The organism is Geotalea sp. SG265, assembly GCF_022808985.1.
Classification (GTDB): domain Bacteria; phylum Desulfobacterota; class Desulfuromonadia; order Geobacterales; family Geobacteraceae; genus Geotalea.
In genome coordinates this window covers 66259-80693 of sequence record NZ_JAKZFT010000015.1, presented here as the reverse complement: position 1 = coordinate 80693, position 14435 = coordinate 66259, and the positions used below count along the sequence as shown (strand labels likewise).

General features: G+C 55.0%; 11 protein-coding genes and 1 pseudogene. 9 read left to right on the top strand and 3 right to left on the bottom strand.

Annotated features, from left to right (window positions below):
• The first annotated feature begins 291 nt into the window (after positions 1-291).
• The 6 genes and pseudogenes from ML541_RS15620 (at position 292) to ML541_RS15595 (ending at position 3933) form a co-directional block, all read left to right on the top strand.
• Positions 292-1239: a transposase gene (locus tag ML541_RS15620; protein WP_243374268.1), complete on the top strand. Its 948-nt coding sequence runs from the start codon at positions 292-294 to the stop codon at positions 1237-1239.
• A gap of 551 nt (positions 1240-1790) precedes the next feature.
• On the top strand, positions 1791-2228 hold the full coding sequence (locus ML541_RS15615; protein ID WP_243374267.1) for a hypothetical protein: 438 nt from the start codon (positions 1791-1793) through the stop codon (positions 2226-2228).
• A gap of 43 nt (positions 2229-2271) precedes the next feature.
• Positions 2272-2502 (top strand): annotated as a pseudogene (locus ML541_RS15610) (transposase); the annotation flags it as partial.
• Positions 2503-2595: 93 nt separating this feature from the next.
• Positions 2596-2886 carry a hypothetical protein gene (locus tag ML541_RS15605; protein WP_243374266.1) on the top strand — a complete coding sequence of 97 codons (291 nt, stop codon included), beginning with the start codon at positions 2596-2598 and terminating at the stop codon, positions 2884-2886.
• A 181-nt stretch (positions 2887-3067) separates the two neighbouring features.
• The gene (locus ML541_RS15600; RefSeq protein ID WP_243374265.1) at positions 3068-3529 is read left to right on the top strand and encodes a hypothetical protein; all 462 of its coding nucleotides are present in this window, start codon (positions 3068-3070) and stop codon (positions 3527-3529) included.
• A gap of 113 nt (positions 3530-3642) precedes the next feature.
• Complete coding sequence (locus tag ML541_RS15595) at positions 3643-3933, top strand: J domain-containing protein (protein ID WP_243374264.1); 291 nt, start codon at positions 3643-3645, stop codon at positions 3931-3933.
• Positions 3934-3969: 36 nt separating this feature from the next.
• Here the strand turns inward: ML541_RS15595 and ML541_RS15590 are convergent, their stop codons facing one another.
• The gene (locus ML541_RS15590) at positions 3970-4695 is read right to left on the bottom strand and encodes a PilZ domain-containing protein (RefSeq protein WP_243374263.1); all 726 of its coding nucleotides are present in this window, start codon (positions 4693-4695) and stop codon (positions 3970-3972) included.
• 200 nt (positions 4696-4895) lie between these two features.
• Between ML541_RS15590 and ML541_RS15585 the strand changes: the two genes are divergently transcribed.
• Both ML541_RS15585 and ML541_RS15580 read left to right on the top strand, forming a co-directional pair.
• Positions 4896-7496, top strand: coding sequence for a PAS domain S-box protein (locus ML541_RS15585; protein WP_243374261.1), 2601 nt, complete (start codon positions 4896-4898; stop codon positions 7494-7496).
• A gap of 96 nt (positions 7497-7592) precedes the next feature.
• Positions 7593-10433, top strand: coding sequence for a PAS domain S-box protein (locus ML541_RS15580; protein ID WP_243374270.1), 2841 nt, complete (start codon positions 7593-7595; stop codon positions 10431-10433).
• Between the two features lie 6 nt (positions 10434-10439).
• Here ML541_RS15580 and ML541_RS15575 read toward each other — a convergent pair whose 3' ends face one another.
• Positions 10440-11618: a hypothetical protein gene (locus ML541_RS15575; RefSeq protein ID WP_243374259.1), complete on the bottom strand. Its 1179-nt coding sequence runs from the start codon at positions 11616-11618 to the stop codon at positions 10440-10442.
• A 150-nt stretch (positions 11619-11768) separates the two neighbouring features.
• Between ML541_RS15575 and ML541_RS15570 the strand changes: the two genes are divergently transcribed.
• Positions 11769-12233, top strand: a complete 465-nt coding sequence (locus ML541_RS15570) for a hypothetical protein (RefSeq protein ID WP_243374257.1) — start codon at positions 11769-11771, stop codon at positions 12231-12233.
• A 94-nt stretch (positions 12234-12327) separates the two neighbouring features.
• Here the strand turns inward: ML541_RS15570 and ML541_RS15565 are convergent, their stop codons facing one another.
• Complete coding sequence (locus ML541_RS15565) at positions 12328-14241, bottom strand: sigma-54-dependent Fis family transcriptional regulator (RefSeq protein ID WP_243374255.1); 1914 nt, start codon at positions 14239-14241, stop codon at positions 12328-12330.
• Between the last annotated feature and the right edge of the window lie 194 nt (positions 14242-14435).

The following is a 14435-nucleotide window of genomic DNA, read 5'->3' as shown; positions in this document are numbered from 1 at the left end:
CGGGCACGAGGGGCAAGGGAAGGTGCCAGAAGTGATTCAACAGCTTGAAAAAATGAAGGGGAACGTATAACACGCCGCACGAGCCCGTCTCGCTGACGCTCGCGGCTCAGCGGCAGCCCCGTTGGACACATACATGCGTGTATATCATTTTTTAAATGAGGAGTTTGGACTGAGAACTTGCGGCGGCGTCGCTTGTGGGGAATAATTGGTGTCAGGCTTGGGAATAATTGGTGTCAGGGAATAATTGGTGTCAGGCTTGCAATTATGTAAATAGCTGGTAATTTTTGAGTTATGGGACGTAAACCACGGCTACATTATCCTGGCGCGCTCTATCACGTGATACTTAGAGGCAACGCACGTGAGAAGGTATTTTTTGCCAATGTAGACAGGAATCGCTTTTACCTCTTTCTTCAAGAAGGAGTGGAGCGCTACCGGTTTCGTGTTCATGCGTTTTGCCTGATGACGAACCATATCCATCTCGCCCTGCAAGTGGGAGACGTATCTCTTTCCCGCATCATGCAAGGCTTGGTTGGTCGGTACACACGCTGGGTGAACTGGCGGAAAAATCGTGTCGGCCATCTCTTCCAGGGCCGTTATAAGGCCGTGATGGTCGATGCAGATGCCTACCTAGCCGAACTTGTCCGATATATCCATCTTAATCCTTTACGGGCGGATATGGTGGACGATCCTTGCGAATATCCTTGGAGCAGTCATAGGGCTTATTGCGGAAAAGAATCCATTGGCTGGCTTACCACTGAGTTTGCATTGGGCTGCTTATGCCAAACCGCATCAGATGCTTGTGAGAAGTTTTGCCAATTTGTCGCTGACGGTATTGCAGATGGGCATCGGGCTGAATTCCATAGCGGCATGGAGGCAGACAGCAGGCTTTTGGGAGATGACACCTTTGCAGACAAGGTGCTTGATGAAGCCGAGCGACGGTCGGGACGGGTGGTACCGGTGGATAAATTCCTGGAAATGATCTGCTTGCGCTACAACTTAGCATCACTGCAGGATTTGGCAGGGGGAAGCCGAATAGCTTCGACGGCAAGGGGAGTAGCAGCGAAACTGGCAACAGACAGGGGAATTTGCACGTTGACAGAATTAGCGGGGAAGGTGAAACGGGATGTCTCGACGCTGAGTTCTGCGGCAGAGAGAATACGAGCCCGGGAGAAGCGAGACCCGCAGATAGCGGAACAAGTTCGGGAATTATCGCAGCAACTTGCACAATTGCAAGCCTGACACCAACTATGCCCCCCAACTATGCCCCAACTATGCCAACTATGCCTCTGACACCAACTATGCCTCCAAGCCTGACACCAACTATGCCTCTACGTAGCTAAAGCCACGTCAACGACTGAAGGGGAGGAATTTCCCATTCTTGAAGTTTCAGACAAAAAAGGACTGCTTTTCACGATCAACCCTGACAGTGAGCGCAAACGGATTTATAGCATTGTAGTTGAAAAAGATCGGGTGATAAATAGTCTAGGGCATAGAACAGGTCAGACTTATAAGGAAGTCTACAGAGGTCGCCGTGCTGAATGTGTTGCCGGCGAAGAGGAACTCTCAGGTACGGTATTTTGCCTTGCTCCAGGCTCACAGCATGTTGGGTACCAGTTTGTTTCAAAGAAAGGTAACAGCTTTGATGGAGAAATGCCACCACCTAGAATATTAAATCATTGGATTATCAAATCCGTATTTTGGCAGCCGTAATAGTTTCACAGTACAACAAGGTACTGGTGCGGTCTAGCGGCATAGGCGCCAGGCTCGTTGCGCAGCAGAAGGGATGACTTTTGAGAAAAGTGATTTATATATTTACGCTCTTCGTTTTGCCTTTTTTCTCAGCAAAGCCACTAATAGCTGGATCACATTCCTCCGATGCCTCAAAAAATCAAAATATTGGCCTGTTCTCAAATTTTACTGTCAATGGAGAAACAGGTGATTGTGGTGGGTACGAACTGTGGCTTTTCAAAAAAGATGACTCTTTGTACGGTCAGCTTGCAGTATACGAAGGCAACTGCACAGCTGAGAAAAAGAAAATAGGAGATGTTAAATACAATTCAAAGACAGGGATGTTATCCTTTAAAACGGCATACTATACCAATGAATCTCTGTGGATTTTTAAAGGAATATTACAAAGTAATACCTTGTCAGGAACATTCAGTGTTGTTACGAAGGCAAGCAAAGAAAAGACTTTCGAGGATAGAGTAGTTCTTTCAAAAGCTCCTTGAAGTAATTAGTGTCTGCAATTATGTAGCTGGTAATTTTTAAGTTATGGGACGTAAACCACGACTACATTACCCTGGCGCGCTCTATCACGTGATACTTAGAGGCAACGCACGTTAGAAGGTATTTTTTGCCAATGAAGACAGGAGTTGCTTTTATCTCATTCTCCAGGAAGGAGTTGAGCGCTACCAGTTTCGTGTTCATGCGTTTTGCCTGATGACGAACCATATCCATCTCGCCCTGCAAGTGGGAGACGTACCCCTTTCCCGCATCATGCAAGGACAAACTGATCACCAACATGGACAGTGGACCGGTCGCGATAAACCTGCGCCGGTCACCGCCCGAGCCGTTGAGCGTTTGAGGAAATGTTAGATGATGCAAGAGCAGAGATACCTAGAAATTCCGACAGAGGTTATACAACGAGATGGGCCTTTCGAAGAATTCAAACAAGATGCTGCGTTCGTAAGCGTTGAGCTTAATGACGGCAAACGGTTCGAACACTTGCTTGTTATTTATCCTAACTACATTATTGCTATGAAGGGCGAGTCAGTCCTGCCCTTCGATCCCGAGCAGATCAGGCACGCTTTTCAAACCGACGAAGATAGGAAACTAAGAAGCTCATCAAGCTGGGTTTTCTGGCCGCATCCTTGGTCGAAAAAATGAGGTCGGCTCATTCAAGGGGTGGATTCAAAATTCACGTGGTGCACTTGCAATTTGAATCCACCCCACTCATTGCCACTCATTGTTGGAGCTGGCGTACTCCTGATCGAGCACCCTGATCAATGTCGCCATTCATGGTACAATGGAAAGGTGCTGAACGATCTGCAGCGCAACCGGAGAGATGATGAGATTTATATTTTTGCCGGTTCTTCTCCTTCTGGTTATGCCTGTCTTTGCCCAGGAAGGATATCGCCGCACCATAAGCATCTATGTGACCAATACCGGTTCCTTTCCTAACCATGTGCAGGTTCGGGACGTGAAAGGCCGGTATGGTGTGCCGGAAGATTGCCGTATTGCAAAAAAAGTGGCGCCATTGTGCGAAGGCAATCGGAACCGGTACATGAGGCGATCCCGTGGGGAAACAGGCATGACCTGCGCTGCCGCCCTTGCCCTCCTGGATGAGCCACGCTGTGCCATCAGGGATCTTATCTTCGACGACTGGATAGATCCGGATATGAAAGTCAAACTTGATATCCATACGGATACAGACGGCTTTGGTGTTGTGGCGGTCCGTTCGGTCAACAACACGGACAGCTGGACCTACAAACCAGGCCTGACGGAGGGCGATACGGTCAATCATCAGTAACTGCCTCCGCAATCAGCACAGCTTCTTCTTTTCAGGTAATTCCCCCTCAACAACTCTTTCGTCAGCTAGAGTGCCATCTGGAAGTAAACTCATCAACACGGAACTGCAAACCCATGACCTATCAAGATCTACAAGCGGCGCTGGATATCCTGGGACTGGGTGGGCGAGCGACCCTCAAGCAGATCAAGGCCCGGCACCGGGAGTTGGTGAGACTTCACCACCCTGACACCGGCAATGGCGGCGATCCGGAGATGATTCGCAAGGTGAATGCCGCTTACGGCGTCTTGCAGGAGTATGTAGTGGAGTACCGTTTCTCCTTTGCCGAAGAGGAGTTCTACGAGCAAAACCCTGAGGCAAGAATGATGGTGCGGTTTGCCGACGATCCCTTGTGGGGCAAGAGGTGAGACGGTCGCAGCGGCTATGAAATTATTTACTTCCCTCTACTTCGGGCTGGGGGGTGGGACGACGTCTCTTGCCGGGATCTCCTGCAGGAGCTTTGCCAGTGCCGCCAGCTGCAGTGGGCCTATCTCATCGAAGTGCACGCCGATGCCCGGCACGACAAGTTTTTCCCCCCACTCCACCTTCCAGCAGACGGTCCCCTTGATGGGGGTCTGATCGGCCATTCCCTGTATCTTCAGCCATACTGTGTCACCGGTTTCCACTGGACGGGTCGTGTGCAGAAAACAGCCTTCCCTGGAAATATTGACGGTGAATGTCCGGTCGGTGCCGGCTTCAGGGAAGCCCGGGTCCGTGGACAGCTGTATCTGCAGGGCGACGTCCCTCCGGGGATGCATCCGCAGCCTTCGCGCCCCGATGGGCCTGCATCTTTCATCGATGAACCTGTTCAGGGCGGTGATCGCTTCCGGCGGCGACATTTCCCCCAGCATGGAAAGGCTGATGACCTTGGTTCGCGTGTCCCATTTGATATGGGTGGTGGGGAAGAAATTCATCAGCTCGTAGGCCAGTTTTTTTTCGTCTTTTCCAGCGCGCACCAGAGTCAGCATGTCGATAATGATGCCGTTATACGCTTCTTCGCGGACCATGTCCGACAGGAGATGAAAGGAGGTGGCTGCATCGTAGCTGACGCCGGCTTGATCGAGCGCCTGCCGATAGGCGTCCATTGCTTCTCCTTCACTGGAGACCACGAGGAGTTTGATCGATTTCATCTGACAGGCTCCGGCAAAATATTCGCTGTATGGGTTATTGAGGGGCTTCTACTATAATCGGAGGCAAATCGGCCAGACTTGAGGAAAGAAAGGGCGAGCTCATCAAGTGTCCTGCTCGTACAATGGAACATTGTTTTAATAGCTACTTCTGCTATACTCCTTCCTGCCGAATATCCACGCGCACCGGGAGGCGATGCACCATGAAAAACCTCAGCATGAAAATCAAGATGGCGTTGGCCGTTTCGCTCCTGTTCGTGCCGGTCATCTTTCTGCTGGGCTGGATGGCCAACTCGTACCAGGAACAGTCGCTGAAGAAGGCCATCAGCAACCAGCAGTTCCTCCTGGTTTCCTCGCTGGCGGCAAGCATCGACGACAAGCTTCGCCTGGCCCATAACGCTTTGATTGCTTCGGCACGACAGATGCCGCCGGATGCCCTCAATGATGCCGAGCGGGCGCAGCATTTTCTCGATGCCCGCATTTCACTCCTCTCCGTCTTCGACAACGGTCTCTTCCTCCTCTCCCGCGAGGGGAAACTCATTGCCGAAAGCCCCTTTCTACCACGTCGGCGGGGGCTGGACCTGGCATCCTTCGAGTTCTTCCGCCAGACGCTGGCTACGGGTAAGCCCTTCATTTCCAGGCCCTACCTTTCGCTCCACACCCCTGGACATCCTGCCATCGTCTTTTCCGCGCCCATCTTCGACCGCCAGGGGCGCTTGACGGCGATTCTCGGCGGCAGCTTCGATCTTTGGGGGAGTAACTTCCTGGAGGATATTGCCCATACCCGGTATGGCGACGCCAGTTCTTTCTACCTGACTGACCGTGACCGGACCGTTATCGTCCATTCCGACCGGCGCAGAATCATGACCAGGGAGCTTCCCCAGGGGGCAAACTCCATCTACGAGAAGGCGCTGACCGGATTCGACGGCAGTGATGAGGCCGTCAATTCCCAAGGAATACGGGTCATTTCGTCGGTTCGGCACCTGCAGACCACCGGCTGGATTCTGGTGGCAAGCTACCCTGCCGCCGAAGCCTATGCCCCGCTGAAAGCCGCAAAGCGGTATTTACTGCTGGTCGTCGCGGGACTGAGTATTGCCATCCTGCCCATTACCTGGCTGCTGATGCGATGGCTGACGGCACCGCTGGTCGCGTTTACCCGCCATGTGGAATCGTTCCCACAGGATTCGGGTCGGTTCAAGCCGTTCTTCATCGAGTCGGGGGATGAAATCGGCATTATGGCACGGGCGTACAACAGCATGGTCAAGTCCCTGGAGGAGCAGCAGACGGCCAATCAGGCGAGCATGGCCCAGCAGAAACGGGCCGAGGAGGCCCTGCAGGAGGAGAAGGAGAAATTCTCCCTGGCCTTTCAGGCTATGCCCAGCGTTATTGCCATTTCAACCCTTGAGGAGGGGCGGTACCTGGAGGTCAACGAGGCGTTCGAAAAGGCCATGGGCTACGGGCGGGGCGAGGTCATCGGCCGCTCTGCCGCAGAACTTGATACCTGGGAGAAGCCGGAAGAGCGGGACAGGGTGTTGCAGATGCTTACCAGAGGCGAGAAGGTACGGAACCTGGAGTTGCGCTTCCGACAGAAGTCAGGGGCTATCATCTACAGCCTCTTCTCTGCCGAGGTCATCGTCATCGGCGGCCAGCGGTGCCTCCTGTCCCTGACCACCGATATCGGCGCCAGGAAAAGGGCCGAGGAAAAACTGCGCCGAAGTGAAGAGCGCTATCGACGCCTCTACAACGAGACTCCGGTAATGCTCCACTCCATCGACCAGGAGGGGCGGCTGGTCAGCGTCAGCAATTGTTGGCTCGACACAATGGGGTACGAAAGGGACGAAGTGCTAGGCCGGAGGACCACCGACTTTCTCACAGAAGGGTGCCGGCGCTATGCCGAAGACATTGTCATCCCCGAATTCCTGCGGACCGGTGTCTGCAAGGAGGTGCCGTACCAGTTCGTGAAGAAGAACGGCGAGATCATCCATGTGCTCCTGTCTGCCATCGCTGAACGGAACGAGGAGGGGAAGGTAGTGCGTTCGTTGGCGGTGGTGATCGACGTAACGGAGCGCAAGCATGACCTGGAGGAGATAGAACGGCTGCATACCGATCTGGCTGCACGGGCATTCGCGCTGGAGAATGCCAACCGGGAACTGGAGTCATTCAGCTACAGCGTTTCCCATGACCTGCGCAAGCCCCTGACCGTGATCAACGGCTATAGCCAGCTCATCAGGGAGTTGTGCGGCAGCGGTTTGAACGACGTGTGCCAAGGCTATCTCCGGGAGATTTTCGACGAGACCCTGCAGATGAACGAGCTTATCGATGCCATCCTCAAGCTCTCTGTTGTCACCCGCAACGAGGTCTCCCGGGATGTGGTCGATCTGAGCGCCATCGCCAGCGAAGTGGCCGCAGAATTGAACCTGACTGCTCCGGAGCGCCGGGTTGCCTTCGTGATCGAGGGAGGAGTCACCGTCAACGGCGACGCCAAGCTGCTGCGGGTGGTCCTGGAAAATCTCCTCGGCAACGCCTGGAAATACACCATGAAAAGGCAGGAGGCACGGATCGAATTCGGTGTTGCTGACGTCAGCGGAAAACCCGCCTGCTTTGTTCGTGACAACGGCCCTGGCTTCAAGATGGACGATGCGGAAAAGATCTTTGTGCCTTTCCAGCGGCTGGCCGGTGCCGACAGATTCAAGGGACACGGCATTGGGCTCGCCACGGTGGAGCGGATCATCCGGCGCCATGGCGGCAGGATTTGGGCGGAGGGGGCACCTGGCCAGGGCGCCACCTTCTGGTTTACCGTATAAAGGTCTTGTCGCAACATTCAAGTAATTATATTTTGCTGCCGATAAATTAATGTGTTTTACGTTGTAACAGACCGCTTGCGGGAGTAAGTTGTGACCATGAATAGCAATAGTAATTCGGATTTATGCTTTCCTGCTGCTCCCGCCCCATCCCCCGTACGATCCCTGATCATTCTCCTGCTGGTCTTATTTTTCGTGGAAATGGTGCTGATGTTTTCCTTTCCCTTTCTGCTGCCGGGAAAGGATTCCACGCTGACCAACGTCATGGATGCGACCCTCTTGACGATTCTTTGCGCTCCTTTTCTTTACCGGCTCATTTTCCGCCCCTACAAAAGAATGGCCCTGGCCCTGGGTTCCGTGACTGAAAACGTCCTGGGCGGCGTGGTTGACGGTGTAGTGCTGTTCGATGAAGAAAATATCATCAGATCGTTCAATGTTGCCGCCGAAAAGATTTTCGGCTACAGAGCCGGCGAGGTGATCGGCACCAATCTGCACCTGCTCGTGGAAAATGGGTGCCTGCCCAAGGCAGAGGTGGGATTGTCCTTCGCGGACAAAGGCAGTGCCGACCACAACCGGGAACGGGTAGGGCGGCGGAGGGACGGCCGGGAAATTCCCTTGGATATTTCCGTCAGCAGAGTGAAGGTGGGGGACGAATGGATCTACCTGGCGATCGTCCGCGACCTCACCGAGGTCAAAAGGGTCGAAGCGGAGTACCAGGCCATTATCCGCACCGCCATGGACGGCTTCTGGATCAACGATGAACGGGGCAAATTCATCGACATCAACGATACCTATTGCCGGATGAGCGGCTATAGCCGTGAAGAGCTCCTGAACATGGAGATTCGAGACGTGGAAGCGGCCATGACGGACGAGGAAATCCACGTCCGGATGCAAGACATCAGGCGTCCCGGCAGGACCCCCTTCGAGACCAGGCACCGGCGCAAGGACGGCAGCACCTTTGACGTGGAAATCAGCGCCAACTACCTGCCGTCGGCGGATGGGCGCTTCTTCGCCTTCCTGCGCGACATCACCTGCCGCAACAGGATGCTGGAAAACCTTGCCGGCTCAGAGGAAAAGTATCGCACCCTGGCCGACAACGTCACCGTCGGCGTCACTCTCCTCAGCCCCCGGATGGAAGTGCTCTCGGCGAACCGGCAAAGCCACCGGTGGTACCCGGACCTTGACGAAACAACTCGTCCCCTTTGCTACCAGTCATTCAACAATCCTCCCCGGGAAAGCACCTGCCCGGGATGTCCGACCATTCTTACCCTGGCCGACGGCGAGATCCACGAGGCCATCGTGCAGAACAACTGGCTGGGGGAAGCACGTCACTTCCGCATCGTCTCGTCCCCCTTCAAAGATGAAGCAGGCGCCATAACCGGCGTCATCGAATCGGTGGAAGAGGTTACCTCACTGAAACGTAGCGAAAGCGAGCTTCGCGAGGCTCTTTCCCGTCTCACCGCCACCCTGGAGGCAACCGCCGACGGCATTCTCGTAGTGGACCTGAACGGCAGGATCGTTAGTTACAATCAAAAATTCGTCCAGATGCTTCATGTTCCCGTTCCTATCCTGGAAACCCGTGATTACTTCCTGATCATTGACAACCTGCATGGGCAGTTGAAGAACCACCAAAGCTTCGTCCCGGCAGTGCAGGAGGATGTGGAGCGGGATATCCACGATCTTCTGGAATTCAAGGATGGGAGAATCATCGAGCGGTTCTGCCGTCCGCAACGTATCGGCGACATCATTGTCGGCAGGGTTTCCAGTTTCCGGGACATCACCGACGAAAGAAAGATGGAGGGGCAGCTGCGCCATGCCCAGAAGATGGAGGCAATCGGTACCTTGACCGGCAAGGTGGCTCACGATTTCAACAACATGCTGACGGCGATCATCGGCTATTGCCATCTCTCCCAAATGCAGCTCGATCGGGATGCGCCCCTGATGCAGAACATCAAGCAGATCATGACTGCGGCGGAACGGGCGGCGGGGCTGACACAAAGCCTTCTGGAATACAGCCACAAGACTCCCTCCAACCCTCAGGCCATGGAACTGAACAAGGTGGTTCGCCAGGTGGGGGGCTTTCTGACCCGTCTTATCGGCGAGGACATCGAACTGATCACGACGCTGAACGAGAGGCCTCTTGCCATCGTTGCCGACACGGGACAGATCGAGCAGGTGCTGATGAACCTGGCGACCAATGCCAGGGACGCCATGTCGGGCAAAGGACGATTGTCGATCAGTACGGCAGCAACTGAGATCGATAAGGAATTCATCGAGAGTCACGGTTTTGGCAACGCGGGAGCCTTTGCCCTCCTCAGCGTAGCCGATACCGGTGCTGGTATGGACGACAGGACCTGTGAAAAGATCTTCGAGCCGTTCTTCACCACCAAGTCTGCCGGTAACGGCACCGGGCTCGGTCTCTCCATTGTTTACGGCATCGTCAAGCAAAACGGCGGGTACATAACCGTCGAGAGCGCGAAAGGGAGAGGCACCATCTTCCGTATCTACTTTCCCCTTACCTCGGGCAATACGGTGGAACGGAAAGAGGAAACGCAGCTGAAGGCACAAGGGGGTACGGAGACGATACTCGTTGCGGAAGATAATTCCGAAGTGAAGGCGCTGCTGGTGGATGTGCTCCAGGGATACGGCTACCGGGTCGTTACGGCTCTCGACGGCCTGGACTGCGTGGAAACCTTCGAAAAGAACCGGGACACTATCGACCTGATCCTCATGGACGTGATGATGCCGAAGAAAAATGGTAAAGAGGCTTATGGCGAGATCGAAAAGCTGAAACCCGGGATGAAGGTGATCTTTATCAGCGGTTACACGGCGGATATCCTAAACGGTGACGATATTGCCGAAGGGCTCAACCTTCTGGCCAAGCCTTTATCCCCCAACCGTCTGCTGACCAAGGTGCGGGAGATACTGGACAACAACTGACGCGGCCTACATTTTCCATTCGAACATCATGTTGAGTTGGTGGCCGTCGAACCTGCCTCGCCGCAGTGCATCGGCCCCAAAGCCGTAACCCACGGTGAGGGTGATGCCATTTTTCAGCAGGAGGATCAAGTCGAGGCCGAGGCCGTTGAGGCTGTTGCGCGGCAGTTCATGGCCGGACAGGTAGCGGACCAGGGCGTAGTCGTAGTTCAATTGCAGCTGGAGCCGCTTAATGTCCGGAATGGGCGTGAGCCGGTAGGAGGTGTTGAGCAGGAAGAAGCTGCGGGCAAATACCTCCTGGAAATAGTAGCCATGGAGGATGTAGGGAAATTCGTTCTGAAAACGCAACCCGCTCCCCATGCGGTAACAGGACAGCTCGTCGCTTTTGCCGGACGTGCCGGCGCTTATCATCACCGAGGCACTCTGGTTCCCCCAAGTCGGCATGATCCCACCAAGCCTGGCCCAGCTTTGCTGGGTCAGATGCTCCGTTTCCCTTACCCGCCCTGGCAACCCGTAGGTCCCTGTTTTGACCCGATAATCGACCTCATGCCACAAGGATAATTCCAGAGCCTTTTCCGGCAGCAGTTCCGGTGGCACACCCCCCACCCGTATCCCGACCCGTGCCGTATGAATAAAAGTGTCGGCGGGGAGGCGGAAATCGGGATCGGTAGCGCTGCCGCGCTGGTAGAGCGCATAGCGGGTACCGAAGCGGAGAATGCCGTCAACAGGTAGCTCGCCGGCGATGGGAGGAGGGCGCAAATAGTAGGAGAGGGCTGCGTCGCCGCCGTCCCCTCTGAACGACTCGCTTCGCTGGAACCTGCCGTTACGGATCTGATCGAAGTTGTTGGCGAGGAAGCCGCCACCGAGGCTGAAGCCCACTGCATGCCCCTCTGACGGCCATTTATCCCGAATCGCTTCGCCGAACAGGTATGGGGAAACGATGGCAAGGACATAAGTATCCGGGTCGCGAAAATGGGGCCGGTTGATCAGGAGCATACCGTAACCCCCCAAGGGGCCGCTGCTGTTCAACGGTCCAGCTCCGCCCACTTCCAGGTTGGTCCGCCGTTCGGGATCGATCTCTCCGTGTGCCTGCACCGGCAACATGAGGAAACAAAGGAACAGAGCGATCTGCGGGATGAACGTGCATGTGGATTTTATCGTCGGGAAGGTCAAGGAGGCGGCCGACATGGAAAGATTTCCTCCGTTGCGGGCAATGGCATCCCTTCAATTATTACCACTGCCGGCCATAAAGCAACATCCGCCGCCCACTTGACTCTGGCGGCTGTGGTGGTATCATTGGGCCGGTTTTATTTCTATTCCATGTACGAAGGAGGATCTATGAAAAAGTTTGTTGTCGTTACCGCCGGGTTGACCCTGCTGGCCCTGGCTGGGGTCGCTTCTGCAGCCGAGCCCAATGAAGGCTTTTCACCTACCGGAGAGCTGATGAAGAAGGAGCAGGCTCTCAAAGAGAAGGCCGCCAAACAAAAGGCGGATCTCAAGACAAAACATGCCGAGGCGACCGAAAAGGCCAAGAAACAGGAAGCGGATCTGAAGGCGAAAAAGACGGAGCTGACCGACAAGGCTAAGCAGAAGGAAGCGGACCTGAAGGATGCCAAGAAGAAGCAGGACGAAAAGTCGGCCGAGGCGAAGAAGAAGCGTCAGGAGCAGATCGATGCGGCAAAAAAGAAAAAGCAGGAGCGGGTCGGAGCCCTGAAAAAGAAAAAAGAGCAGACGGTCAAGGATGTGAAGGAAGCGAAGGAGCAGACCAAAAAAGACATCAATGAATTGAAGGAAGTAAAATAATTCCTTCGAAAACCTTGTCAGTTTTCAACGGAACATCAAAAAAGAGCCCGCCGGCATTGCCGACGGGCTCTTTTTGCATAGATCGAAGGGAAGATCAGGAGGAAATGCCGTATTCCTTCATCTTGCGATAGAGGGTGTTGCGGCCGATACCGAGTTTTGCCGCGGCCTTCTGGATATTACCGTCGAAAAAGGCCAGTGCTTCCACGATCATCTCGCATTCCATCTCGCGCAGAGACTTGATTTCCTTGACCGCCACTTGTGCCGGTTCCGTCTTCACCACCGCTTCGGCCTGCAGCTGAAAGAGCTCACGGGTGAGGGCACCCTCGCTCCCGGCCCGGATCACCGCCCGCTCGATGACGTTCTCCAATTCCCTGATATTGCCGGGCCAGCCATAGGCCTGCAGCTTCTCCATTACTCCGCTTTCGACGGTGGGGACTTTCCGGTCCAGTTTTGCCGCGGTCTTTTCAATCAGGTGCGTGGCCAGAACCGGCAGGTCCTCACCCCGATCGCGCAGGGGAGGAATGGTGATCTCCAGGACGTTTAGGCGGTAGTAAAGGTCCTGGCGGAAGTTGCCCAGCTGTACTTCTTCGTTCAAATCCTTATGTGTGGCGGCAATGATCCGGATGTCCACTCCCCTTTCATTGGAGGAGCCGATCCGCGCCACCTTCTTTTCCTGGATGACCCGCAAAAGCTTTGCCTGGACGTTGGGGGAAAGGTCGCCTATTTCATCGAGAAAAATGGTACCCCCGTCGGCGACTTCGAATTTACCCGCCCGGCCACCTTTTCTGGCGCCGGTGAAGGTCCCCTCCTCGTAGCCGAAGAGCTCGCTTTCGATGAGGGTTTCGGGGAGTGCGGCACAGTTGAGGGCGATGAACTGCCGGTCGCAGCGCGGGCTGGCATTGTGGATCGCCTGGGCGAAGAGCTCCTTGCCGGTGCCGCTTTCTCCCCTGATGAGGACGGTGGAGGGGCTGGCGGCGGCCGTTTTGGCCCATTCTTTGGCGGCGGTGATGGCCGGGCTCGTGCCGATGATATGATCGAAGGTATAGCTGTGGGACTGGAGGATGGTGGGCCGCTTCACCGGCTGGCGGTTGTTCATCTCGCGGAAAACCGCAACTGCGCCGATGATGCCGCCGCTGTCATCCCGCAGGAGCGTGGCGGAGCTGTAAATCTTGCGGCCGATATTCTCGATGATGATCTCCCGGTCCTCGTATTCGGTCCCTTCATTGAGGACCTGCAGAAGGGTATGCCGGGCATTGTAGATCTGCTCCACATGCCGCCCCTTGGCCAGGGTCGGGTTGCATCCCAGGATTTCGCCTGCCTTGGCGTTCATCTCGGTGACGATGCCGTTGTTGTTGATGGAGATGAGGCCGTCGGACATGTTCTCCAGGAGCGTGTTCGAGTAGCGGTAGGCCATGTAAAGCTTGTCAGTGGCCTTCTGCAGGCGGAGCTGGTTTTCGATGGCATTGACTGCCGCAACGACCATCCCCAGGGTATGGGCATTGGCGACGCGGTAGTCGCCGCTGATGTCGAGGATGCCGATGATTTCTCCCTCCGGGCTGAAGATGGGGGCGGCGGAGCAGGTAAGGAAATGGTTGGACTGGCAGTAGTGTTCCCAGGCATAGATCTGCACCGGCTTTTTTTCGACGATGGCGGTGCCGATGGCATTTGTTCCCTGCTGGGACTCGCTCCAGTTGCCGCCGGGGCAGAGCAATACGTGCCTGGTACGGGTGACGATATCGTTGTCGCCGAGCACCTCCAGCAGGAAACCGTGCTCGTCGGTGAGCACGACCTGAAAGCCGGAGCCCTTGACGAAGTTGTAAAGGTTATCCATGAACGGCCGGGCCACCTTGAGCAGGTGTTGCTTCCGATAGAGGCGTTCCCGCAGTTCCAGCTGGTTCACGTACCCATCGGCTTCCTGGAATGGGTTGACATTGAGGTTACGACAGCGCTCCCAGGAACTGGCAACCTCCGGGCGCAACAACTGCACATCCAGATGGTTGCTTTCCATGTACCGATTCCAGGATTTTTGCATTGCCAAAAGCTTTTGGGGTGCCATCTGTCGGACCTCTAAAAATGGAGGAAAGCGTTATTTTTTAATGAATTATCTGCTTTTGCCGGTGTCATTGTCAACGACAATTTGTCCCGGCGGGGCAGAGGCTACGGCAAGCTTTCGCCTGTTGACGGAAAGGGTTTCCCCTGCGG